Raw genomic sequence first — 24,643 nt, forward strand, 5'->3', positions numbered from 1 at the left:
TCTTGGTTACAAGCAGGCGCGGATATTAAGCTGGTAAATCGCCTCCCCATGAATCTTTAAAAGATAGGTGCTTTGTGAACTAAAAGTACACAAAATTTGACGATATTAAAGAGTCTTCTGGAAGATTCTTTAGTTAACCAACGCCGAAGACACGCTGCCATGGGACTGGACGCTCAAGATGTCGGCACTCGGAAGGGCAATTATGGAAGCTATGGACGAGCTGCCCGACCATGAGAGTTTTCACAATCTCGATATGCTATTTGAGAGTCGGACAACGCTGCGCCCTAAACTACTGTCAGCTCTGCTGCAGAGTTGTAAGTAGATCAAGGTAAAGCGGCTATTCTTTGTCTTTGCCGATCGCCACGATCACCCCTGGCGCAAGCGCCTCGACCCAGCAGAGTTTAATCTCGGCAGCGGCGACAGGGCGCTGGTAAAGGGGGCAAGATACGTCCGCGCTATCGGATTATGGCGCCTGAAGCGTTTGTAAGGACGGAGACCAACGATGGCACGTGAAACCTATGAAGCACAGGTCGCACTTCTTGTGCGTATTCTCCCGCATGTCGCTAAGGAAGATGTATTCGCGCTGAAGGGCGGCACGGCGATAAACCTGTTCTATCTGACGACTTCCAAAATGTCCCTTGAGCCGAATACAGCGCTTATTCGGCTCAATTTGTGATCCAAATAGATTGTGAACACAGTCTCTCCTCTTTTATAAGCCCTACCTCGACAGAGTTATCAGTGTTTCTTATGAATTCGTGTTGACATGGTTGCCAAAAGCAATTAATTATGTGCTTAAGGCAACTAATTGGAGGCCTCTTCATGGCCGCAGAACAACGCTTGCATGAGCGAGCCGGAACGGTGCGAAGCTTTAACCGTTTCTACACGCGTCAGATCGGTGTGCTGCACGAGCATCTGCTGGAAAGCCCATTCTCGCTAACGGAGGTTCGCATTCTGTATGAGCTGGCGCACCGGCCGATGCTTACCAGCTCGGATATTTGCCGGGAGCTGGGGCTCAATGCCGGTTACGTGAGCCGGGTGCTGAAAGGCTTCGAGAAGAAGGGGCTCATCACAAGGATTCCCTTGCCCTCTGATCGCCGGGCAGCGCAACTGCAATTAACTGATCATGGGCGGGAAACTTACCTGCCGTTGAGTGATGCGTCGCAGCGCGAAGTTGTTGCCATGCTCAAGCGGCTTTCGGAGCCTGAGCAAAACCAATTGATCGAGGCAATGCATCAAATCGAGAGCCTGCTTGGCGATACTGATTCGAACTACATACTGCGCGATCCTCAGCCGGGCGATATGGGATGGATCGTCCATCGGCAGGCGGTTCTATATGCCCAGGAGTACGGCTGGAACAGTGAATATGAAGCACTGACAGCAGACATCGTCGCCAAGTATCTGCGTGATTATGAGCCGCAATGGGAACGGTGCTGGGTCGTCGAGAAGCAGGGAAGCATCGTTGGCTCTGTGTTCGTCGTTAGGGAGGACGAAGCGACCGCAAAGCTGCGGTTACTCTATGTCGATCCCTGCGCCCGGGGTCTTGGAATAGGTGGCCGTCTCGTCGATGAATGCCTAAGGTTCGCCCGTCAAGCTGGCTATAAAAAAATCATCTTGTGGACCAACAGCGTTCTTATTGGTGCGCGAAAAATCTATGAAAGGGCGGGTTTCGAACTGGTTGAGGAAACGCCCCATCACAGCTTCGGTAAGGATCTTGTCGGTCAGGTGTGGAGCCGTGAGCTGTAGTACCCGCGTTGCGAAGCATCGCTCTGCCTAGGCAAAGGCCGTATACCGGATTCTTCGGTGGATCGCACCATGCCGGAACCGCCGGGTCTCCTACAGATCTACCAGCCACGCATGCGTTATTACCTAGTCGATGAAGGGCACTATACTGATGAACAGTTAGGCTTGGTGCAGTCGCCGTTAAGTGGGGTTTCAGTATCGAGAAGGCGTCCACAAATCGCCAGAGGCTTCAGCAAGCCGTGGATCGAATTGTGGCGATTATTCAGGCCGCTCCTCATAAAGAGCGTATCGACAAGATTATTACCCGCTGGCTTAAACGCCACCTGCAGCGGCTAGGGGCTGAAGTCGACCTCAATCAGCTCAACAGTTTGGTGGAGGATAAAGACATGTTGGCAGAAAATTTGGAAAACTGGGCTCAGCAAGAACGCCAGGAAGGCGAAAAGCTGGGCATCGAGAAAACAGCCCGTAATCTGCTCAAGCTGGAGTGCTGAGTGACGAGCAGATTGTTGAAGCGACCGGCTTGGCGCTAGATGAAGTGGCTAAGTTGCGCCTTGAAGGTAAGCGCTGATCCTTGCTTTCATTTATGCATTCCCGCTTCACACATAAAACGAAAGGGCAGTCCAAGTGACTGCCTTTTCTGTATTTGGCTGCTGAGGATGGCAGACATTCCCCATGCCATGAAAGAACCTGATGTCATAGTTCATACTCAGTAATACATAGCCGCTTGGCGTGAATCAGTAGTGCCCGTTTAGCAAAGAAGCTGGTGTGACTAATGAAGTGGTTATAGTTTCCCGGACACACAGACGCAGATAAAATTATCTGCTTACCAAGGTGAGTGCTGTGATTCAACTCCATGCAACACATAAACTATACGAGCGCTTACCGCTAAATAGTGACGGTCAGTTTAATGTAACGCCACGAACGAAATGGATTTACAAGCAACCGCTGCTAGATATCAACCCGTTAAGCCATTGGCATGGGAATTTAGTAACGTTGCAGCGGCGCAATTGCGTACTACTGGTACACGATGAAACTCGCTTCCCATTGGTATTACCTGCGCTTACAAAACCTGATTTCGTGGAGCTAAATGACCGTTTTGATGATGCACTGATGAACACTTTGCTCAAATGTGGTGCGGAGGAGAGTCATATGGAGACTGCCCACCGTTATTTACGTCCTTTACAGGTGGATACCCAGTGCAGCCGCTCTGTACAAGGCACGCTTAACCGAATGAAGGAGGAGTTTGACCACCTCTTGCATTATGACCAACTGAATGTGGCTGAAATAACAGGCTATAACGCGAGTGCTTGGCTGGCAGAGTCGCCGCGCACGGTAAAAGGCCGAGGGTATCTATGGCCACGTAAAGAGATGATGGACTTACTGTCGAGATTGGCGAGTCGTGAGTAAATAGCAACTGCTAAGAATTTCTTGGTAGTTCGCCAACCAAGAGGCACAGCTAGAGAGGGAGGAAACTATCCGGAAATTCCGGTTCATTTTCCAAGCGAGTAAACGTCAGGTTCAGGGTGAAACTCAGCATTACAGCTTGTATTCCATTGTTTCAGTTGGTTCCCGATTAAAGTCCCATCGCGCCGTGCAGTTCCGCAAGCGGGCTACTCAGGTGCTACACCCTAAACCAGCGGCGCTTAACCGAGCGTGGTATAGAGTTCGAGCAGGCGGTGAGTTTGCTCAGCCGAACCTTAACTAATCAAGGCTTGGTATCATCGTGAACAGGTTTAGCGCCGTCCCCGAAGTGATATCTGAAGTGAGAAAAGGCTATCTGTAATGAACATTGATCTTTACCAAGTGGATGCGTTTGCCTCTAAGCCCTTTGAAGGCAATCCTGCGGCGGTTTGCCCGCTGGAAGCGTGGCTGGATGATGCGCTGTTACAGGCCATTGCCGCGGAGAATAACCTGTCTGAAACGGCCTTTTTTGTGTCGACTGAATCCGGCTATCACCTGCGCTGGTTTACCCCTTCGGTAGAAGTGGATCTGTGCGGTCACGCCACCTTAGCTGCGGCGTGGGTAATTTTTAATGCCCTAGGCGATAGCTCAGAAACTCTGCAATTTCAGACCCGCAGTGGGCAGTTATTGGTAAAGCGTGAGGGTGACGAGCTGGCGATGGATTTTCCCGCGAAAACGCTAGAACCCTTGGCAATGCACGCTGAGGTAGCGGCGGCGTTCGGCGGTATCGACATTGAGGAACTGCTGATCTCTGACGATATCGTGGTGGTGGTTAATGATGCGCGATTGATTGAGTCGTTAGCGCCGGATATGCAGCAGCTTAAACAGCTGCCGGGGCGGGGTGTGGTAGTCACCGCTAAAGGCGATGAGGTAGACATTGTTTCCCGCTGGTTTGGCCCCAAGTGGGCGTGGAAGAAGATCCGGTGACAGGCTCGGCCCATACGTCGCTTGCACCTTACTGGTCTAAGCGGTTAGGCAAGCAAACGCTAACCGCACGCCAGGGCGGTGCCCGAAAAGGCGCGCTTAGCTGCATCGTGGAAGGCGAGCGCGTGATTATCAAAGGCCGCGTGGCCCCTTATCTGAAAGGGGTTATCACCTTGCCGAAGAGTAACTGAAAAAGCTAGGTATGTTGAGGCAGTTACTCCTTTTGGCGGCGAGCCGCTTGGACGAAAGCCGTTGGAGATTGGCCGAGCACCTTGCGAAACATGCTAGAGAAAGCGGCCGGGCTATCGTAGCCGAGTTCCAGTGAGGTGCGGGTAACGGAACTGCCAGACAGCAGCCTGGGAATTGCCGCCATCAGGCAGGCCTGTTGGCGCCATCGCCCAAAGGAGAGTCCGGTCTGTTGACGGAACAGGCGATTGAAGGTGCGCTGACTGCAATGCAACTGATGGGCCCACTCCTCGGGAAGCGTGTGAATGTTTGGCTGGCCGAGGAACTCTCTGCACAGGCGGGCGAGCGGAAGGTCATGGGGCAGGGGGGCAAACAGTGGCAGGGCCTGAGCCTGTTCCAGTTCGTATAGGAGTAGTTGCGCCAGTGCACCGTCGCGGCCGCTTTCGTTATAGAGCGCGGGGATGTGGGCGGAAGCCAGCAACAGGTGATGCAGGAGAGGCGTCACGACTAGCACCTCACAGCTGCGCGAAGTGCGTGGCGCGACGTGGGGTTCGATATACAGGCTTCGAGTGCTTACCCCGTTCATGCGCACTTGGTGGCGCTTGCCCGCAGGTAACCAGACGCCGCTATAGGGCGGCACCTTCCAGGTACCGTCATCCGTATTGACTTCCATCACGCCGGTCATGCCATAGAGAAACTGGGCACGGCGATGGGTATGAAAGTCGAGGAGGGTGCCGGGGCGGTAGTCAGTGCCGATGGCCACCACGGGCCTTGCTACATGATCCACATCTGAAAGAGGCGTATTGAGCATTAGCGTTAACCTGGCTGAAACGCGTTGATGGTGTTTGCTGCTTCCCTGTCCACATGGCGCCACCACCAACGGCAGACCGTGCAATGGCACGGTGGGCTCATGGCTCGGGATCCGCTTGGCGTTGCGATGGATCGGGCGCATTCTTGATCGCATTCATACTAGGGCGTACCTGTTACTGCTGACGGTAGTGCTGGTGGTGATAGTTGTCATGCGCGATTTCAAGTAATCTCAGCTCACATGTGTACAAGAACCTTGCCTATAACGTTGGACGATTCCAATGCCTCGTGAGCTTCGACTATGTTCCGAAGAGGCATGTTTAAACCGATTTTTGGCGAGTAGTATCCGGCCTCAAGGCACGAGTTGATATCCGCTATAGCAATTTGTTTCAACTCATCGGGTACATTGTAGATATACACGAAACGGAAGACGCAACCATGCATCATGGCCTTCAATAATGGAATGGAAAGCTCATCCGTCGCATTGGCGGTTGCGTAGGCGCTTATAACCCCACCTTGGGACAAACAGGCCAAGTTGATGTCAAGATTGGGCTTCAAAGCGACATCGACAATATGGTCAACGCCGAGTCCTTCTGTTGCTTCCAAAACAATACTCGCAACATCTTCCGACTTTCGGTCGATCACTAGATCAGCGCCATTTTTTCGGCTACGGTGGCTTGTTCAGAGCTCATCACCGTTGTTGAAACCCATGCGCCGGCCCACTTTGCCAATAGAATTGCTGCTGTTCCGACCACTCCGGCTCCGCCATGAATCAGCACTCGCCGACCTTTTAGGCTGCCATCAGAAAACAGGCAGCGGTGAGCTGTTAGCGCCGGAATCCCAAGCGAAGCACCTACTTCAAATGAGGTCGTATCCGGCAAGTGAACCGCCTGACGTGCAGGAACCACAACGAACTCTGCTGCCGTGCCTGTCGCTCGACCGTATTGCGCTTCGTATACCCAAACCCGCTCGCCAAGCCTATCCGGTGGCACGTTCGCGCCAACGGCATCAATAACCCCTGCGCCATCTTGATGGGGAATGATGCGCGGATAAGGCATTTCTGCAGAGAAACCAGTTCGCGCCTTGACATCGGTTGGGTTGAGTCCGGAAACATGGATGCGGACGCGCACCTCGTCTGACCCTGGTTCTGGTGTCGGTAATTCACCGACTTTCAGCACATCTCGAGCGCTGCCTTGGGCTTCATAGTAAGCTGCTTTCATCAGGGTGCTCCATCAAGATTTTCAGGTAAAAGAGCGCAGCACAGGACTAGCTGCTGCGGGAGAGATATTCTAGATACTAGGGGTTGAATTGAAAAGTAGGCACTGATTTGATATATAGGGATATATTTTATACTAATGGCGGGTGTATAACGGATGAAGAAGCAAGAAGCTCATGAGTATCGGTGCACTGTTGAAGCGACCGTTGCTGTTGCTGGCGGAAAATGGAAACCGCTGATCATTTACTATCTACTCAGCGGAACCAAACGATTTGGAGAGCTTCGCAAGCTTATCGGTGGCGTCACGCAACGGTCGTTGACATTGCAACTTCGAGAGCTTGAATCGCACGGTATTATCTCTCGAGAAGTGTTTGCCGAAGTTCCCCCACGTGTCGAATATTCGCTTACCGAGCTTGGGCTGACTCTGGCCCCCGTGCTCAACGCCATGAAAGAGTGGGGAGATAGCTATCTATCTTGGCAAGACACCAACGGCAATAATGCTCATATTAACTAACAGCCTCTTTTAAGCTTGGTAATTGATATGGCCAATCTGCGCTCCTTAATCAGTGCCGATGGCCACCATGGGCCGTGCTACATGATCCACATCTGAAAGAGGTGTATTGAGCATTAGCGTTAACCTGGCTGAAACGCGTTGATGGTTGTCCGAATGACGAATGTCGGCCAATCCTCGCCAGCATATAGTGCCTGCTGTTTCGTTTCATCAGGAGAGTGCCGGTGTATAGCGTATTGCTACTTTGTGGCGGGGTGGCGGGAGTGACCACCGTATTGTTCGGTTTCGGTGGCGGGTTTGTGGTGGTTCCCTTGCTGTATACCCTGCTGATTTCCGTCCATGGGCCGGATAGTGGTATCGGTCAGGCGGCCATGCATATCGCGGTGGCCACCTCGACGGCGTTGATGGTCTTTGCTGCTTCCCTGTCCACATGGCGCCACCATCTACGGCAGACCGTGCAGTGGCACCTGGTGCGTCCGCTGGTGGGCTATATCGCCGTGGGCGCCGTGCTTGGCGCGGCGGCTGCCGTGTCGTTGAGCGGGGAGTGGGTGCGCTGGGCGTTCATCGGCTATCTGGGCATCACGATTGCGGATGCCGCTCTGCGGCCCGGTTTTCTGCATCAGGCGGGGAGTGATGTGCGTCCTATGGGCGTGGGGTAACGGCGATGACGGGGACATTGATTGGTGCGGTGGCCGCCTTGCTGGGCGTTGGCGGCAGCGTGATGACCGTACCGCTCATGCGCCGTAGAGGCGCGAGTATGACGGCAGCTACTGCCATGGCCAATCCGTTGTCGTTGCCCATGGCGGTGAGTGGCACCGCGACGTATGTGTTGCTGTCGGCAAATCACCCAGCGTTGGGGGACTGGTATGCCGGTTATGTGGATCTGCGCGCCTTGTTGGTATTGGCAGTGGGCTCATGGCTCGGTATCCGCTTGGCGTCGACCTGGATCGGACGCTTTCCTGACCGTCTTCATGCCAGGGTGTACTTGCTATTGTTGACCATGGTGCTGGTGGTGATGGTTTTTGTTCATTGAGTGTTGCTTGCGTGGGAGATGCCTGTTTGGGAGATGTGTGGCGCTTGATATTCAGGGCGTCGCGCAGTCGAGAGAGCTTCATTTATTTTGTCAGTAGTTTCTTATGAGATCTTGTTGACATGGTTGCCAAAAGCAATTAATTATGTGCTTAAGGCAACTAATTGGAGGCCTCTTCCATGGCCGCAGAACAACGCTTGCATGAGCGAGCTGGAACGGTGCGAAGCTTTAACCGTTTCTACACGCGTCAGATCGGTGTGCTGCACGAGCATTTGCTGGAAAGCCCATTCTCGCTAACGGAGGTTCGCATTCTTTATGAGCTGGCGCATCGGCCGATGCTTACCAGCTCGGATATTTGCCGGGAGCTGGGGCTCAATGCCGGTTACGTGAGCCGGGTGCTGAAAGGCTTCGAGAAGAAGGGGCTCATCACCAGGATCCCCTTGCCCTCCGATCGCCGGGCGGCGCAACTGCAATTGACTGATCATGGGCGGGAAACTTACCTGCCGTTGAGTGATGCGTCGCAGCGCGAAGTTGTTGCCATGCTCAAGCGGCTTTCGGAGCCTGAGCAACACCAGTTGATCGAGGCTATGCATCAAATTGAGAGCCTGCTTGGCGATACCGATTCGAACTACCTGCTGCGCGACCCGCAGCCGGGCGATATGGGATGGATCGTCCATCGGCAGGCAGTTCTGTATGCCCAGGAGTACGGCTGGAACAGTGAATATGAAGCACTGACAGCAGACATCGTCGCCAAGTATCTGCGTGATTATGACCCGCAATGGGAACGGTGCTGGGTCGTCGAGAAGCAAGGAAGTGTCGTTGGTTCCGTGTTCGTCGTTAGGGAGGACGAAGCGACCGCAAAGCTGCGGTTACTCTATGTCGATCCCTGCGCCCGAGGTCTTGGAATAGGTGGCCGTCTTGTCGATGAATGCCTAAGATTCGCCCGCCAAGCTGGCTATAAAAAAATCATCTTGTGGACCAACAGCGTTCTTATTGGTGCGCGAAAAATCTATGAAAGGGCGGGTTTCGAACTGGTTGAGGAAACGCCCCATCACAGCTTCGGCAAGGATCTTGTCGGTCAGGTGTGGAGCCGTGAGCTGTAGTACCCACGTTGCGAAGCATCGCTTTGCCTAGGTAAAGGCCGTATGCCGGACAGCAGGGGGGCGAGCGCAAACCTTTAAATGATGTTGCTAATTTGCCACCGTGGCTCGGCAAGTTGTATGCGTTCAATGACCCAATCCACGAATGCCCGCACGTCAGCATATGTAAAATCTGCACGTAAAGAACGTAAATCATCTTATGCGATACGCCGATTTCCTGGACTGGCCTGGAAGGCCCCTGAATAACCAGGATTACCTCCAGAATGGACAGCACCAGTGGGAGCCAGCCGAGAAGATAAATCGTGTAGTAACGGCCTTCAGTACCATCAAAATCATAGGCAATAACAAACGGGGTGAGTCTTTTGGCTATCTAATTGCCTCTTTAATGTTGGTTTTAACGCTACGCATGACCGTCAGCCATAGCTGCATCAAGCTTTTTCTGCTACTGATTCTATTCTACCAAATTCCAATTAGTATCTGGCTATATTATGAGCCGAATATAAACCATAATCGGCTCATCCTGTGAGCTGAATGGGCGAGGTGGTAGGTCTATGTATTTCTGCTCATCTTCCTCAAAACTAGTGCCGCTTGCTCTGCACTAGCTCGTAATCTGCTAGGCTTAGTTCCATCTAATACTAAAAAACCATAGGTTTGCACAAAAGCTAGCCAGTCTTTGCACGCAGATTTTTCATGTAAAGCGTGATGCAGTGCCATGGTCGACATTTCCCGCGTGTTAGAGAAAGGAAGGCAATCATGATCGCTCCCCAAGATGGGCGTTTGCGGCTGGATCGCCAGCGCTTGAAGCAGCACCGCAAACGGCTGGGCTTGAGTCAGGAGGCGCTGGCCGAGCACTGCTTCGACCAGCGCCTATGCGTTTCTATTGCTTCCATTAAACGGGCCGAGAGTGGGCGGGCGGTGCTTTATCGCACCGCTCGCCACTTGGCTGAGATCTACGGCGTCGAGGTTGAGGCGCTGTCAGCGAATGCGGAAGAGGCCGCCGCTGTGTCTGCCGCTGATAGCGAGGAGATGGAAAGCGCGCGTGTCTTGATCCAATTGCATGCTGTGGCGGCTGACCAGCCAACCCTGGCGACCTGGGTTCAGCATTTCGGCGGCAGCCTAGCGGAAGAAGGGACGGCCCTATTTGGGCTGCCCCGGGCTTACCGTAGCGATGCTCAGCGAGGCCTGTTGTGCGCTGCGACCCTGGTGGAGCAGGGTGTGGCCAAGGGCGTATATCTCCAGGCTGGCCAATGGCCGTCCGCTACGCCCCCTTCGATAGCGGAGGAGCGGAGCGGTGTCTGGGTTGAGCGCGGGGTGGCGGTGCAGTTGGCGGAACGCTTTATCTTCGATGATGAAGGCGAGGATTGGCTGCGCTACCGCCATCCCCGAGACGAATCTCAGGAGGCCCGCTTCGAACTGGTGGGGCGCCGGGTGCAGTTGGGGCAGCTGCAGGCCATTTTAGAGAGTACCTGTGACTATCAGGCTGGCCATCTGATCTATATTCGCGGTGTGGCGGGCATCGGCAAGACGCGTCTCAGCGCCGAGTTTGCCGAGATGGCGGCGGCGCATGCCGATCATCATCAGGCCGAGGTGTTGGACTTCGGCACGCGTGCCGATGAAGGCCCGTTGATGCAGCTGACTCGTTCGCTGCTTCAAACGTCCGATGAGACGAAAGGTGAAATGATAGACGAAGCGAGCCTGCTCGCTCGCCTTTCGGCGCTGCGTTTGCCCGTGGATCATGCCATGCTGCTGCGCCCGTTGCTGGGGCTGGCTCAGCCAGAGGATGCGCAGCGTCTCTATGCGGCCATGACCCCGGAGACCCGCAGCCAGCGTTTGGTTTTGGCACTGCGCGACACTCTCCTGGCGCGGTCTATTCATCGCCCCCAATTGCTGGTGGTGGAAGACCTTCACTGGGCCGATGAGGCGCTGCTGGGAACCCTGACTGGGCTACTCCAGGAGACCCTGGAAGCGCCGGTGATCTGGCTGTTTACCTCACGCTTAGAGCAGGATCCGCTGGAGATCCGTTTGAGGCCACAGTTGCCTGAGTCGCCGCTAACCTTGATCGAACTTCCTCCATTGCGCCCCCAAGAGGCCGAGGTCCTTGTGGCCAGCTTCGGAGCGGTTCCCGCTGAGCATGCCACCCGCCTTGTCACTCAGGCCCAGGGCAATCCGCTGTTTCTGACTCAATTGTTGCTGTTTCATCCCCACTGCAGCTTGCCAGCCAGCCTCGCTAATCTGGTACAGACCAAGCTGGATCAGCTCACCGTCCTGGATCGTCGGGCCATGTGCGTCGCCGCCGTTATGGGGCAGCGCTTCTCGCTAGCGTTGCTGCAGGAAGTGGTGGGGCAGGCCGATTATCGACCTGAGCTCCCCCAGCGCTACAGTTTGGTACGCCCGCTGGGAGAGGGGAGTTATCGATTTGTGCATGACCTGATTCTACAGGGCATCTACGAGGGAATTCCCAAAATACAGCGCGACCGCCTGCATCTCCGGCTGGCCGAGCTCTATGGTGAAACGGAACCGGGGCTACGTGCGCGCCATCTTCACCGTGCACGTTCCCTGGAGGCACCGAACGCGTTCCTGGAGGCGGTGGCAGCGGAAATGCTGCGTTATCGGCATGAGGAAGCCATGGCGCTGCTGAGACAATGCCGAGCCATTGATTATGCGCCGAAGGATGAGTACCGGTTGGTTCTGCTGCAAGGCCAGGTGGCGATGGCGACCGGGCGCATCCAGGCGGCTCGCGAGCACTTTGAGGCGGCGCGCACGTTCGCCCGAGAGGAGTGTCAGCGTATTACCGCCGACCTTTGGTTAGCCCGGGTGCTGAACATGCTCGATGCCCTAGAGGCAGAAGAAGCGATACTCGATGGGCTGTTGCCCCTGGCCGAGACACTGAAGGATCCTTTGCCTTTGGCCGAAGTGCTCTACCTCAAGGGCAACCTCTATTTCCCCCGGGGCGATTTTGCCACCAGCAGGGCTTATCACACTCGGGCACTGGAGCAGGCCCGATTGGGTGGCGATGCGCATACCGAAATCCAGGCCCTGAGTGGGCTGGGCGATGCGCACTATGCCGAGGGGCAGATGCGCAGCACCTACGAGCTTTTTGACCACTGTGTGGCACTCTGCCGAACCCATGGTCACGCGGATCTAGAGGCCTCTAATCTGTTTATGCTGGGTACGGCTCGTCTTTATGCTAACGAGACCGAGGCGGCGTTGGCCGACTGTTTCGATGCTGCTGAGCTGGGCAAGCGAGTTGGCAATCGGCGTGCTGAAGTGGTGGCTCGGCTAACGGCGTCCTGGGTTCTGATTTCCCAGGGCAATCCCGATGCGGCCGACGAGCAGGTTACACAGGCGCTGGCAGTGGCTCGCGGCCTGGGGTCAGGGCGCTTCGAGGCCTTTCTGTTGGAGAGCCGTGCCCGTATCGAGCTGATCACCGGACGACAGGCTGAGGCGCGAGCCAGTATCGAGCGTGCCTGGCAGTTGGTGGAACAGCACCGTCTGACGGCCTTTATTGGCCCTTGGGTGCTCGGCACTCGGGCGCTGTTGGAAGAGGATCCCGAGGCTCGCTTGGAGACGCTGCAACAGGGTGAAGCGCTGCTGGATGCTGGCTGCGTGGGGCACAACGGCTACCGTTTTTTGGTCACGGCGGCAGAGGTTAGCTTGCTTGACCATCGCCCTTCCGCAGCCCGCCACTATGCCCAGCGCTTGACCCAGCTGATGGCGGCGGAGCCCTGTGCCTGGGGCGAGCATCACCGAGCGCTGATTGAGGCTCACGCTGTTTGGTTGGAGAGCTGCGAAGAGAACGGCGAGTCTAGCGCTCTGGAAGCTTTACGGGATTGCTGGCGCCAGGGCGAAGCGGCTGGTCTGCTGATGACGATGCCTTGTCTGGCTGCCAGCCGTTACTAGTCGTCGCGCGTTATCTTTACGTTGATCCGGTATCCCCCAGCAGCAGGGCGATGAGATGCTCTGACTGCTCCAGGCACTGCTCCTGAAGGCCCGCGCCGCGCGTCCAACCGCCAGCGAACAGCAGCGGGCATACGTTCTGGTTTCCCTCGAAGCGTCCTTGGGCGGTGGTTAGGTTATAGCGCTCGATTTCCGCTTGAGCTTCCAGGCAGTTGGCATCCAGTACATTGTGCTTGAACAGGGTCCAGGCTTTGGCTTCCAGAGCGCTGCCCAGTGGCGGCAAGCGGTCTCGGTAGCCAGCTTCGTTTGGATCGGTGGCTATGGAGTCGTTCAGGGGCGAAGGGCGCCGCTCGAGCATCTCGCGGTGGGGAATCTTGTTGAGATCATCCACCAGAGAGACGAAGTACTGCGGTAGGCCTGCCTGATTGTAATCACTGTTCTCTGCATCGTTCTGGTGGCGGTTGGCTACATAGTCGATACGGTAGGGGAAGAAGGTGTCTTCAGGGTTCCGTACTTCGATATTGTAGGTACGCCATAGGTTGCGATTGGGTGGTAGGCGGGCTGCAGCGGTGTGACAGACGCTGAAGCTGCGGGTGTAGCGCACCTTGCCAAGAATATGCTGAAGGCCTTGCTGGATCTCAGTCAGGCCGTCGCCAAAGGTCAGTATCGGCAGGGCATCTTCAGCATGGGTGGCCATGATTAGAATATCTGCCTGCCAGCGGCGTTCACCTGAAGCGGTACGCTCGGCTAGCGTTGCGCCTTGGGGCGAGAGCCTTGCCTCTACGTCGATGCCGCGCAGGATTTTGACTCTTGGGCCCTGAGTCTCGGGGTTGGCGATATAAGCGGCCAAGGCCTCAAGCCAGTGCTGGGAGCCATGCTCGAAGTAGCGGCGGTCCGGGGGCGAGCCACCTTCCTGAATGCGGTAATACTCGAAGGGAGCTTGGAGTGGCATACCGCCCGGGCCGCGATCGTCGGCGAAGTACATGGCCGATATGCGTGGATAGTAGATGGTGTGGCGGATGCGTTCCAGCCGAGCTGGCAGCGCCGGGTCCTGCCAGTCGATGGTGATTTTCAAATGATCCGCTGCGGCTGCCAGCATCTCGACGGGCGTGGCGACACAGCTGTCGAAGAAGTCATCTACCGTATAGCGGGGCGTAATGCGTCCACTCTCCACTAGGTCGATGGCGCTTTGATGCACCACGGTGATCAACGGCGCTAGCTTGCCCCCTTCGGCCTGATTTAGCTCGTGGGCGGGGTCGCTGACACCGCGGGCCAGGTCGCTATCATCGGTCAGGGCTATCGCTCCGTCACGGCTGAAGTAGCTCTCGGTATTCTCTAGCGGCTTCATGCGCTCTAGCTCGCCGATCTCGCTAAGCACCGTGCGCAGGCGATGATAGGTGGCCAAGTTCACATCATTGACCCCCAGGTCGGCCCAGCGCCGATAGGGCGACTCGGGCTTGCCCGGTTGCCGCCGATTGCCGAGGTCGACCCACACCGTTTCGGCGTTGCCGCCAAGCGTGGCTTTGCGCTCGAATAGGGTGATTTCTATCTGCTGGGCTGCTTTGCCACCGAGCTTCTGAAGGTAGTAGGCCAGTGACAGGCCAGAGACGCCGCCGCCGATAATGGCAACCCGAAGCGTTGAAGTGTCCATCGTTATTCTCCTTATGCAGTCGTTTGCTCCAGGATCTTCCAAGAGTTCGTTGCTGCCAAGGGCGCAAGAGAAGCTGATACCGAAGTGATCCGTTGTACTTCGTGTGGCTATTGTTAGCAATATTGGTGATGCCGAGCTGATGCTGTGACTGCGCAGTATCTAAGCTGAAATGCTTAGGGCAGGTAAGCCGCGGTCGATGGACCGGCCGCCGATTTCACAACATCCGCATGAGGTATCTAACCATGAATGCTCCTCAAAGCAATGTTCCTCAAAACAATGCTCCTCAAACCATTGATAAAAAACTGATCGCCCACGACTTTCGTGTTGCCATGCATGAAAAACTCGAGCCTGAGCAGATCGATGACGTTGCCGACGCTTTGATGGCTTCCGAGAAGGCCTATCCTGCTACCGGCAGCGTAGCCAGCCTGATCTTCTATCTTAGGTTTCAGGTTAACATCACCGATGGCAAGTCCTTCGATGGCAATGCTGGCGGCATCTCCTCAGCGGGCGGCGGCGCTCTCTTTGGGGATGTCTATACCAAAGATCTCGAACGGCTCTATCGTGATACGGTAAGTTTCGAATTTCAGGGTACGCCAGTCTATCTGAGCATCCTGTTCTTCGACGGCGACAGTAATCTATTGGGCCACTTCCAGTCGGGTGCCGTCTCCACCGTTACCGGCGCTGGCGGTGGCACAGGCAGCTGGAGTTGAGTCTTAGCCGTATGCTGATTCTAAACCTGGGGGTGCCCTCGGCGTTCCCAGGTAATCGCGAGCAAGAACGTCAGCATGCTCTCAATCCATTCTTCACAATCCACTCCTCCCCTGATTTCCCTCCACCTATACTTCTCCATCCCAGTTAGCTTTCTGACTAACCTATGAGCCGAATATGAACTCTATTCGGCTCGTGTATCTCTGGGAGCAGCGCCAATTGCGCGAGCAGGCAACCACTAAGGATTTTTTCTTAGTAGTTCGCCAAGAGGGTAAACGCGCTATGTCATCACGTACTATGTCATCACGCGCTATGTCATCACCCCCTATGTGATTGAGAAGGCCAGCGCAACTCGAAACAAGAGCCACCCTCATCAGAGGGGTAGCATTTAGCCTCGCCACCATGGGCTCTTGCAATCGCCGCGACTACCGCCAATCCTAGCCCGCTTCCTCGCTTGTCTCCTGGCATACCACTGTCAGCGTCCCGCGCATGGCGGAATGCCGTGAAAATCTGAGAGGCATATTCCTGAGGAATACCTGGGCCGGTATCTATAACACGCAAAACACACCACCCGTCATTCTGGCGCGTTTGGATGATGAGTGTCCCTGGGGATGCATGCTGGCGAGCGTTTTCCAGCAACGCAAGCAATGCCTGACGAATACGGACAGGATCGCAATACGCGGCGCCAGATTGCAGATCAAGGGTTGGATAATGATTTGATGCATCTAGGGCATGTCTACAAAATTCAACGACTGATTCAATTTCAGTAGAAAGATCGCATTTCTTGATCTCAAGGTTCAGATGGCCGCTTTCGGCCAAGCTTACGGCGCGAAGGTCTTCAATCAGTTGTGCCATACCGTCGATTTGGGTAAGGAGGCTTTGAAACTGGGGTTTTTCGGGGGGGAATACGCCTTCAGCCAAGCCTTGCAGGCGGCCGCGCAAGATAGTAACGGGCGTGCGCAGCTCATGGGCAATAGCCGCATTCCAGAACGTCATTTCCTTGGACATTCGCTGTAATTGGTCTGCCAAGGCATTGAAGTCGTTTGCCAAAACGGCGGCCTCGCCTAACGAGCGATCACCCGTCGTGGCGCGTGCGTCCAGGTCGCCTTGCGCGACGCGACGCATGCTTTCTGTGACGGAGTTTAGCGGCACCAGAATGCGACGTGCCAAGTGAATACCCACTATCACGGCGAACGCCAGCCCAACCAACGTAGTGCCAACGAGCCAAGCCCACTCTAGCCCCGACGGGAACATGTTGGGTTCGTTAATCGACCCCTGCCAAAAATGGAAGGTAATGAAATAGAACACATAAGAGGTCACCACGACTAACAGTGTGATCCCAAACGCCATCGCTGCCATTGTCAACGCGATTGTCCGGCTCAATCCAATGAGTTTCATTCTGTTCCCCACAGCCGGTACCCAACGCCGCGTATGCCAACGGGTATGCCTCTCACATCGACGTCTTCCAGTTTTTTACGCAGCTTGCTGATATGGCTGTCGACAGTGCGCTCAAGCGCCTCACCCTCGGGGAGGCAGGCGGCCAATAACTCTGCGCGGGTGCAAACTTTTTTGGGCGCGCGTGCAAGGTGCGTCAACAATCTGAATTCGGTGAGCGTCAACGCAAGGCTATGCGAGTCTCCTCCCACCTGAACAAAGGCTTCGTGTTGTTCCAGGTCGATCTCAAAGGGCGGCACCCGGAGGACACGGGGTTGATGGCTAGCATCAGCCATGGTGCGCCTTAACACTGCCTGAGTGCGTGCGACGACCTCAGCAGGGTTAAACGGCTTGACGACGTAGTCGTCGGCACCAAAACGCAAGCCCATGAGTTTATCGATGTCCTGATCCATCGCGGTCAACATGATGACGGGCGTCTCACCACGATGGCGAACCTCCGACAGCACCTGCCAACCATCCATTTTAGGCATCTTTACATCAAGTAAGACGAGATCGGGTTTCATCGACAAATGCATTTCCAATGCCTTGCGTCCATCTTCTGCGTGGATGGTTCGAAGGCCCTCACGTCTCAGATATGCTTGCAGAATATCAGCGATCTCAGGCTCGTCTTCGGCGATGAGAACCAGTGCTTGCAGGCCAGAAGAAGAATTTGGCGACTGTTGAGTCGTGGACATAAAAGTGCCTAATGAAACATTAATTGTGTTCTCCATCATATCTACACATACCGTCGACGTTAATACCACGCTATAGCGATATAGTCCCCTTCAATTTTATTGCTAGGCAAATGTTTACCTATTTCTCAATGAGCTAGGTCTGAAAGAACGATGCCTGAAGGGAAGATGCATGACGATCCGACATATTTACCGCAATGGTGGCCTCTGTGCCTTGCTGCTAACCGTGCTAACCGCCTGCGGGCCAGTTGAGCAAGAAGTAACGCCGTCTCCTGCCCGAGTGTCTGTCGTTACCTTGGAACCCGTTAGATTGGAGCTGACCGAAGACTTACCGGCCCGGGTCGCTCCTTTTCAAGTGGCGGAAATTCGTCCGCAGGTCAGCGGAATTGTCCAACGTCGACTTTTCGAACAGGGAACCGACGTGAGTGCGGGGCAGCCATTATTCGAAATCAACCCAGCGCCGTTTCGAGCTGAAGTGGAAACGGCAGAAGCCGCTTTGCAGAAAGCCGAAGCCGAGCTTGCGAATGCCCGTGCGCAGTCCGCTCGGTTGGAGTCGCTGGTCAGGGGGCAGTCGGTGAGCCGCCAGGCCTATGACGACGCCGTATCCAAAAGTCAGCAGGCCGCTGCTGAGGTGGCTCAAGCGCGTGCCACGCTGTCACGTCGCCGCCTTGACTTAGAGTTTTCCACGGTGGCGTCTCCCATTGCTGGCCGAATTGATCAAGAGTTGGTAACGGTGGGAGCGCTTGTCGGCAGCAGCGATAGCACGCCCATGGCCCGTGTTCAGCAGATCGATAAAGTTTATGTCGATGTTCAGCGTTCGGCTTCCTCACTTGAATCGCTTCAAGATGCGATGGCGGCGCAACCTTCGCTAGATAATGGCTTACCGGTCACCATCCTCGGCAGCAACGGTACACCCTACGATGTCACCGGACGCATTCTTTTTTCGGGCATCAATGTGGATGCCAGCACGGGTGACCTTTTACTGCGTGTACTCGTGGACAATCCCAATCGACGCCTGCTGCCCGGTATGTTTGTGCGCGCCCGCGTGCCCTACGCACGCTATGACAACGCGTTGACGGTGCCGCAACAGTCCGTGGTGCGCATCGGCGGTAAGCCCTACGTGTGGTTGATTGGTGACAGCGACAAGGCGGTGATGGTCTCAGTGGAGCTTGGTGAATTGGCGAACGGTAATTATCGGATTCAAACGGGGGTGACAGAGGGGCAGAAGGTTGTCGTCGAGGGTATAGAGCGACTTTCTGATGGTGTCGAAGTCAGCGCGACTGATTGGCATAGGTCATCGCCTCTTGAGGCTTCAGTGGCATCTTCTTAATTAAGCTTCAGGAGTCTCCGCAATGCCTCAGTTCTTCATCCAGCGCCCAGTCTTTGCGTGGGTGGTCGCGCTGTTTATCATCCTGCTGGGCGTGATCGCCATTCCTAAGCTGCCGGTCGCTCACTACCCCTCGGTAGCGCCCCCTTCGGTGACCATCACTGCGACTTACCCCGGCCCACACCGCAGACCATGAACGATGCCGTGCTCAGTCTCATCGAACGAGAACTGTCCAGCGTCAAGAATCTGCTGTACTTCGAATCGTCGGCGGACTCTTCAGGGTCGGCCTCTGTCACCGCCACCTTCAAGCCAGGGACAAATCCGGAACTGGCCCAAGTGGATGTACAGAATAGACTCAAGGCAGTCGAGCCTCGGTTACCCCAGGCGGTTCGTCAGGATGGGCTGAGCGTAGAGTCAGCGTCATCCAGTTTTCTGATGATCGTAGGTCTGAATTCCGATGATGGGCGCTTTGATGAGATTGCCCTGAACGATTATATGGCCCGCAATATCGTCGAGGAGCTGCGCCGCATTGATGGTGTCGGTCGTGTGCAGCTGTTCGGTGCTGAGCAGGCAATGCGAATCTGGATAGAGCCGGAGAAGCTGATTGCTTTCGGCTTGTCGGTGAATGATCTCTCGACCGCGATCACGGAGCAGAACGCACCGATTGTGCCGGGCAGCATCGGCGCGTCTCCGGCCTTACCCGGCCAAAAGGTGTCCTCGCTGTTGACCGCACAGGGGCAATTGAGCACGCCGGAAGAGTTCGCCGCTATCGTACTTCGCGCTAATGTCGACGGCTCCAAAGTGGTGTTGGGCGATGTGGCGCGAGTCGAGTTGGGCGCCCAATCCTACGGCTTCTCCAATCGTGAGAATGGCCAGCCAGCGACGGCGGCAGCCATACAGCTGGCACCCGGTGCCAATGCTGTCCGCACGTCGGAAAGTGTGCAAGCGCGTTTGGCTGAGTTAAACCAGGCGCTACCCGCGGGTATGAGCTCATCGGTCCCCTTTAATACGGCCCCGTTCGTTAAGGTTTCTATCGAGAAGGTCATCCATACCCTTATCGAGGCGATGGTATTGGTGTTCCTGGTGATGCTGCTGTTTCTACAGAACATCCGTTACACGCTGATTCCCGCACTGGTCGCGCCGATTGCGTTGTTGGGGACCTTCACGGTGATGCTGCTGGCAGGTTTCTCAATCAACGTGCTGACGATGTTTGGCATGGTGTTGGCGATTGGCATCATCGTCGATGACGCTATCGTGGTGGTCGAGAACGTTGAGCGCATCATGGCCAAAGAGGGATTGTCGCCAAAGGACGCCACCATCAAGGCGATGAAGGAAATTACTGGTGCGGTGGTGGGCATCACCCTGGTATTGACGGTGGTGTTTATCCCGATGGCCTTCTCGAGTGGCTCGGTCGGTGTGATCTACCAGCAATTCGCGCTGGCGATGGTGGTCTCGATTCTGTTCTCGGCGTTTCTGGCGTTGACGCTGACACCGGCGCTATGCGCAACCCTTCTCAAGCCCATTAAACCGGGGCACCACGACAAAGGCGGTTTCTTCGGCTGGTTCAACCGGTCGCTTAAACGTATGACCGCCCGTTACGAATCGCGTGTGGGGAGACTGGTCGCCCGCAGCGGTCGGGTCATGCTGGTGTTTGTGGTCATCGCAGGCGTGCTGGTGTTCGCCTTCCGCCAGTTGCCTTCGGCTTTTCTACCGGAAGAGGATCAAGGCTATTTCATGACCAGTATCCAGCTACCTGCCAATGCGACAACCGAGCGTACCTTGGATGTCGTCAAGGCGTATGAGGAGTACGTCATGGCGCGCCCTGCAGTGGACGGCAATATGTCTATTTTGGGCTTCGGGTTCTCTGGGTCTGGCGCGAATACAGCGCTGACGTTCACCACGCTAAAGGAGTGGGGGAAGCGCGACGGTGCCACGGCGGCGAGTGAAGCGGAAGGAGCTCAGGCAGCCATGAGTCAATTGAACGAAGGGACGGTGATGAGTATGTTGCCGCCGGCCATTGATGAATTGGGCACCAAGTCCGGCTTTACGATGTTCTTGCAGGATCGACGCAACCAGGGGCCGGCGGCCCTTAAGGCTGCCGAGACAACGCTGCTGGAACTGGCGGCGCAGAGCAAGGTAGTTAGTGACGTCTATTCCGACGGCCTTCCGGAAGGGGCGAGCATTCGTCTTGACATCGATCGCCAGAAAGCCGAAGCGCTCGGCGTGTCGTTCGCCAACATTAGCGAAATCCTGTCTACCGCGATGGGGTCGTCCTACATCAACGATTTCCCGAATGAGGGCCGGATGCAGCAGGTGATTATGCAAGCGGATGCGTCGGCACGCATGCAGGTCGACGACGTGCTCAAGCTGCATGTGCGAAATAGCAGGGGGGGCATGGTTTCCCTGTCAGAGGTGGTGACTCCGGTGTGGGACGAAACACCGCTACAAATGGTGCGCTACCTGGGCTATCCCGCCACCAGCATTTCCGGCAGTGCGGCGAAGGGGGCTTCCACTGGTGATGCCATGGCTGAAATGGAGCGTCTGGCGCAGCAACTTCCGCCCGGTTTCGCAGTGGCCTGGACGGGGCAGTCCTTCAGGAACGCCAGTCCGCTGCCCAGGCACCCATGCTGGTTGCGCTATCCATCCTGGCGGTGTTTCTGGTGTTAGCCGCTCTCTACGAGAGCTGGTCCATTCCGCTGTCGGTCATCCTGGTTGTGCCGCTGGGGTTGCTGGGGGCGGTGGCGGCCATGTTGCTGCGTGACCTGCCTAACGATGTTTTCTTCAAAGTCGGTATGGTCACCGTGATCGGGTTGTCGGCGAAAAACGCGATCCTGATCGTTGAGTTCGCAAAACAGTTGCGTGAGCAAGGTAAGGGGCTGATGGAGGCCGCGGTGGAAGCCGCCAGTCTGCGCCTGCGTCCGATTCTTATGACCTCACTCGCTTTCGGCTTGGGAGTGGTGCCGTTGATGGTTGCGTTTGGCGCCAGTGCCAAAACCCAGCATGCGATAGGCACGGGCGTTTTCGGCGGCATGGTTAGCGGAACGCTTCTGGTGATTCTCTTCGTCCCGGTATTCTTCGTTTTCGTGATAGGTCTTCAGGAGCGCGTTAGTGGCAGGCGTACGGCTCGTCGCCTTTCATCATTACAACTCGATAACGATATAGAGCATTAATGCCATGCGCCGACTGATTCCGCCTATCGTGCTAACGCTGTCGGCGTCCCCTGTGTCAGACACCTTTTCAGTGGCAGCGTTGGAAGTGACATCATTATCTAGGAGTTAAGTGGCTAATGCTTTCTGCTATCCCACAACGTTGGCTAGTTCTGTTTGCTGTAATGCTGGCGTTCCTGCCCGTTGTCATCGACATGACGATCCTGCACGTCGCTATACCTGTACTGACGCCGGCGCTAGGTGCCACTGGCACCGAAGTGCTGTGGATCATCGATATTTATCCGCTGCTGATGGCGGGCCTGCTGGTGCCGATGGGCACGCTGGCTGACCGAATCGGTACGCGTCGTGTGCTGCTGACCGGACTCTTGGTGTTCGGGGTGGCGTCACTACTGGCGGCATTCTCGACGACACCCGTCATGTTGATCGGTGCTCGAGTGCTGCTCGCCATTGGCGGGTCGATGATCATGCCCTGTGTTCTGGGTGTCATCCGCAAAACCTTCGAGGACGAGCGCGAGCGTGCGATGGCGCTTGGCCTATGGGGAACGGTTGGGGCCGCAGGCGCGGCAGTTGGCCCATTGATTGGTGGTGTCTTGTTGGAACATTACTGGTGGGGCTCGGTATTCCTCATCAATGTTCCCATCATGCTAGTGGTGGCGCCGGTCGCCTATGCGCTGCTGCCCCGCCGCGAGGCGACGACGCCAGGTAAATGGGCTTTCGGTCAGGCCTTGATTTTGCTTGTTGGTATCATCTCGGTGGTTTACGGCGTCAAGTCTGGGGTGGGAGCGGGGCAGCCGCTGTGGCGTGCAGGGTTGGTGCTCTTCCTGGGGCTAGCGATGCTGACCTGGTTTGCACGTATCCAGTTGCGTTCGGTGGAGCCGATGCTGGACTTATCGCTATTTCGCCATCCGGCCATTGTCGCTGGCATGGTGATGGCGCTAGTGGCTTCCGGTGCACTGGCAGGTGTCGAGCTGACGCTGGCGCAAGAGCTGCAATATGTGCTGGACAAGACGCCGCTGCAGGCCGGCCTTGTTATGGTGCCGATCATGGCGGCCGCTGCAGTTGGTGGCCCCGTTGCAGGCTACCTGTCCAACCGGTTCGGCTTACGGTTGGTTGCCAGCATGTCGATGGCGATTGCGGCAGCCGCTTTGGCCTATCTGGCGCATGCTGACTTCCACGCGCCTGACTGGACAGTGCCAACAGCCTTGGCCGTGCTGGGGCTCACCCTAAGCATCGGCCTGACCGCTTCCTCAATTGCCATTATGGGGGCAGTGGACGCCAGTAAAGGAGGGGCTGCAGGCTCTTTGGAAGCCACCGGCTACGAATTGGGCAGTGGGCTCGGCATCACCCTGTTTGGGGTTTTCATGGCGAGCGTCTATACCAGCACTATTGTACTGCCGCCACACTTGGAGCCAGCCCTCGGTGCACAGGCAGCGCGCTCAATGAGCGACAGCATCGTTGTGGCACAAGGGCTGGCTGCAGATCAGGCGGATGCACTCATCATGGCCGCGAAGGCAGCATTCTCCACCACGCATTCGATCTTGCTAACAGCTGCTGCGATTCTCATCGCCTTGCTGTCGGTGGTGGTTTTTCTGATGCTGGGTAGCCACCCAGAAAAGGTGGGGGCGCACGAGTGATGCTGGTCGTGCACTGGCACATCCATGCGGTTTTAGCCCCGGTGTTAGCTGTTAAGGTAAGCGTGGCGGGTTGCCTTGGCTGCCTCATATGGGGGCATTACTGGACGCGAATTACTCCCCAACTTTAACGAGTAAAAGCGCTACCTGATTTAAGCTCAGCGCTTCCCGGCAGACTGTGATTGCATTGAGCTCGCGAGTACTTTCCATAGGTGTTCAGCGGCAGGAGTGAACCTTCTTCCTTGGCTACGGATGAGATGGCAGGTAGCGGTATGCGATAAAGAGTGCTCGACAGGGATCGCAACGATATCACCACGATCCACCAATGGGCGGGCAGACTGCCGCGTCATGAAGGCAATACCTAGCCCTGATATTGCGAGCGCAATAGCCGTTGAAAAATGATTGCACTGGTAAGCGGGCAGAGGGGCTAGGTGTTGGCTGCTGAACATTTCATTGATGTACTGTTGGATGCCGAATTGTTCTGCCATAAAGATCAACCGCTGGGAGGCCAGGGTTTCAAGCGTAATGGCTTCAAGGCCTGCCAAAGCGTGATGTGGCGGCACTATGGCGCAAATGGGGCCGCGGTTAAAACTGCGAACCATGACCGGAGGATCGCCTAATGGACCAAAGCTGATCGCCATGTCCACTTTGCCCCGCAGCATCATGTTGATTGTTTCACTCATGTTGCCAGAGTGAATATCGACAAACACATCAGGGTAATCTGCACTGAACTGTTGGAGAGGCCCTTCCACAAATTCACTGATCATACCCTGCCCGACTCGTAGGCTAACACTGCCTCGACGCAAGTGGCGCATATCCTGCAGTGTCTCGGCTAACTGACGCCGCCGATACAGCATTTCCCGGTGGTGCTCGATCAGTAGCTTTCCCGCCTGGGTCACCGTGACGTTCCTTCCCTGTTTTTCGAGCAAGGGAATTTGCAGATGGCGCTCAAGCAGTGCTATTTGCCGGCTAATGGCCGAAGGGTTAACGCCGACTGACTCGGCAGCCGCTCTAACACCTCCTTGCATGGCAACCTCGTAAAGGTAAGCCAGTCGATGTTCGGTAATTCCCTGGTCTATGCGTTGTTGCACCATTCTCTCTATCCTTCACCGGCTTCTTAACCGTTGCTTTGAACGCAACGATTCGGCTGCGTGCTTCTTA

General features: G+C 55.8%; 20 protein-coding genes and 3 pseudogenes. 16 read left to right on the plus strand and 7 right to left on the minus strand.

Annotated features, from left to right (window positions below; genetic code table 11):
* Positions 1-211: 211 nt before the first annotated feature.
* From FDY98_RS03980 to FDY98_RS04010, 7 genes and pseudogenes are all read left to right on the plus strand, one after another.
* Positions 212-487 (plus strand): annotated as a pseudogene (locus tag FDY98_RS03980) (type IV toxin-antitoxin system AbiEi family antitoxin domain-containing protein).
* Between the two features lie 15 nt (positions 488-502).
* Positions 503-676 (plus strand): nucleotidyl transferase AbiEii/AbiGii toxin family protein, encoded by a 174-nt coding sequence (locus FDY98_RS03985; RefSeq protein ID WP_231500608.1) that lies wholly within the window; start codon positions 503-505, stop codon positions 674-676.
* Positions 677-819: 143 nt separating this feature from the next.
* On the plus strand, positions 820-1,743 hold the full coding sequence (locus tag FDY98_RS03990; RefSeq protein WP_027957303.1) for a bifunctional helix-turn-helix transcriptional regulator/GNAT family N-acetyltransferase: 924 nt from the start codon (positions 820-822) through the stop codon (positions 1,741-1,743).
* Positions 1,744-1,991: 248 nt separating this feature from the next.
* On the plus strand, positions 1,992-2,231 hold the full coding sequence (locus FDY98_RS25885) for a hypothetical protein (RefSeq protein WP_196518096.1): 240 nt from the start codon (positions 1,992-1,994) through the stop codon (positions 2,229-2,231).
* 349 nt (positions 2,232-2,580) lie between these two features.
* Positions 2,581-3,147 (plus strand): DUF6933 domain-containing protein, encoded by a 567-nt coding sequence (locus tag FDY98_RS04000; RefSeq protein ID WP_035538980.1) that lies wholly within the window; start codon positions 2,581-2,583, stop codon positions 3,145-3,147.
* A gap of 85 nt (positions 3,148-3,232) precedes the next feature.
* Positions 3,233-3,445 carry a RhuM family protein gene (gene rhuM / locus FDY98_RS29290; protein ID WP_414128658.1) on the plus strand — a complete coding sequence of 71 codons (213 nt, stop codon included), beginning with the start codon at positions 3,233-3,235 and terminating at the stop codon, positions 3,443-3,445.
* A 77-nt stretch (positions 3,446-3,522) separates the two neighbouring features.
* Positions 3,523-4,316: pseudogene (locus FDY98_RS04010) on the plus strand (PhzF family phenazine biosynthesis protein).
* Positions 4,317-4,339: 23 nt separating this feature from the next.
* On the opposite strand, the gene FDY98_RS04015 reads toward FDY98_RS04010, so the two are convergent.
* The 3 genes from FDY98_RS04015 to FDY98_RS25895 all read right to left on the minus strand — a co-directional run bounded on the left by FDY98_RS04015 (position 4,340) and on the right by FDY98_RS25895 (position 6,338).
* Positions 4,340-5,263, minus strand: coding sequence for an AraC family transcriptional regulator (locus FDY98_RS04015; RefSeq protein WP_231500606.1), 924 nt, complete (start codon positions 5,261-5,263; stop codon positions 4,340-4,342).
* 92 nt (positions 5,264-5,355) lie between these two features.
* Positions 5,356-5,763: a zinc-binding dehydrogenase gene (locus tag FDY98_RS25890; protein WP_196518098.1), complete on the minus strand. Its 408-nt coding sequence runs from the start codon at positions 5,761-5,763 to the stop codon at positions 5,356-5,358.
* Positions 5,763-6,338: an alcohol dehydrogenase catalytic domain-containing protein gene (locus tag FDY98_RS25895; protein WP_196518099.1), complete on the minus strand. Its 576-nt coding sequence runs from the start codon at positions 6,336-6,338 to the stop codon at positions 5,763-5,765. Before FDY98_RS25895 ends, FDY98_RS25890 begins: the two co-directional genes overlap by 1 nt.
* 153 nt (positions 6,339-6,491) lie before the next feature.
* Between FDY98_RS25895 and FDY98_RS04025 the strand changes: the two genes are divergently transcribed.
* The 5 genes from FDY98_RS04025 (at position 6,492) to FDY98_RS04040 (ending at position 12,875) form a co-directional block, all read left to right on the plus strand.
* Positions 6,492-6,848: a winged helix-turn-helix transcriptional regulator gene (locus tag FDY98_RS04025; RefSeq protein ID WP_027957297.1), complete on the plus strand. Its 357-nt coding sequence runs from the start codon at positions 6,492-6,494 to the stop codon at positions 6,846-6,848.
* 221 nt (positions 6,849-7,069) lie between these two features.
* Positions 7,070-7,504, plus strand: a complete 435-nt coding sequence (locus tag FDY98_RS26750) for a TSUP family transporter (RefSeq protein ID WP_340146691.1) — start codon at positions 7,070-7,072, stop codon at positions 7,502-7,504.
* 5 nt (positions 7,505-7,509) lie between these two features.
* A complete protein-coding gene (locus FDY98_RS26755) occupies positions 7,510-7,878 on the plus strand; it encodes a TSUP family transporter (RefSeq protein ID WP_340146692.1) in 369 nt (122 codons plus the stop codon).
* Between the two features lie 176 nt (positions 7,879-8,054).
* The gene (locus FDY98_RS04035) at positions 8,055-8,978 is read left to right on the plus strand and encodes a bifunctional helix-turn-helix transcriptional regulator/GNAT family N-acetyltransferase (RefSeq protein ID WP_022519737.1); all 924 of its coding nucleotides are present in this window, start codon (positions 8,055-8,057) and stop codon (positions 8,976-8,978) included.
* A 750-nt stretch (positions 8,979-9,728) separates the two neighbouring features.
* On the plus strand, positions 9,729-12,875 hold the full coding sequence (locus FDY98_RS04040) for an ATP-binding protein (protein ID WP_051430607.1): 3,147 nt from the start codon (positions 9,729-9,731) through the stop codon (positions 12,873-12,875).
* Positions 12,876-12,891: 16 nt separating this feature from the next.
* Here FDY98_RS04040 and FDY98_RS04045 read toward each other — a convergent pair whose 3' ends face one another.
* Positions 12,892-14,523 (minus strand): FAD-dependent oxidoreductase, encoded by a 1,632-nt coding sequence (locus tag FDY98_RS04045; protein WP_231500605.1) that lies wholly within the window; start codon positions 14,521-14,523, stop codon positions 12,892-12,894.
* Positions 14,524-14,765: 242 nt separating this feature from the next.
* Between FDY98_RS04045 and FDY98_RS04050 the strand changes: the two genes are divergently transcribed.
* Entirely contained in the window at positions 14,766-15,233 is a 468-nt protein-coding gene (locus FDY98_RS04050; protein WP_101148383.1) for a VapA/VapB family virulence-associated protein, read from the plus strand.
* A 316-nt stretch (positions 15,234-15,549) separates the two neighbouring features.
* On the opposite strand, the gene FDY98_RS04055 is transcribed toward FDY98_RS04050, so the two are convergent.
* Together FDY98_RS04055 and FDY98_RS04060 are read right to left on the minus strand one after the other, a co-directional pair.
* Entirely contained in the window at positions 15,550-16,590 is a 1,041-nt protein-coding gene (locus FDY98_RS04055; RefSeq protein ID WP_340146693.1) for an ATP-binding protein, read from the minus strand.
* A 35-nt stretch (positions 16,591-16,625) separates the two neighbouring features.
* On the minus strand, positions 16,626-17,399 hold the full coding sequence (locus FDY98_RS04060) for a response regulator (RefSeq protein ID WP_231500604.1): 774 nt from the start codon (positions 17,397-17,399) through the stop codon (positions 16,626-16,628).
* 130 nt (positions 17,400-17,529) lie between these two features.
* Here FDY98_RS04060 and FDY98_RS04065 point away from each other — a divergent pair, with 130 nt between their 5' ends.
* The 3 genes and pseudogenes from FDY98_RS04065 (at position 17,530) to FDY98_RS04075 (ending at position 23,485) form a co-directional block, all read left to right on the plus strand.
* Positions 17,530-18,687 (plus strand): efflux RND transporter periplasmic adaptor subunit, encoded by a 1,158-nt coding sequence (locus FDY98_RS04065; protein ID WP_027957291.1) that lies wholly within the window; start codon positions 17,530-17,532, stop codon positions 18,685-18,687.
* Positions 18,688-18,709: 22 nt separating this feature from the next.
* Positions 18,710-21,854: pseudogene (locus FDY98_RS04070) on the plus strand (multidrug efflux RND transporter permease subunit).
* Between the two features lie 116 nt (positions 21,855-21,970).
* Positions 21,971-23,485 carry an MFS transporter gene (locus FDY98_RS04075; RefSeq protein ID WP_027957289.1) on the plus strand — a complete coding sequence of 505 codons (1,515 nt, stop codon included), beginning with the start codon at positions 21,971-21,973 and terminating at the stop codon, positions 23,483-23,485.
* A 155-nt stretch (positions 23,486-23,640) separates the two neighbouring features.
* Here the strand turns inward: FDY98_RS04075 and FDY98_RS04080 are convergent, their stop codons facing one another.
* The gene (locus FDY98_RS04080) at positions 23,641-24,576 is read right to left on the minus strand and encodes a LysR family transcriptional regulator (protein WP_035538973.1); all 936 of its coding nucleotides are present in this window, start codon (positions 24,574-24,576) and stop codon (positions 23,641-23,643) included.
* Positions 24,577-24,643 lie beyond the last annotated feature (67 nt).

It is taken from the genome of Halomonas sp. PA16-9 (assembly GCF_009728585.1).
Lineage (GTDB): Bacteria > Pseudomonadota > Gammaproteobacteria > Pseudomonadales > Halomonadaceae > Vreelandella > Vreelandella titanicae.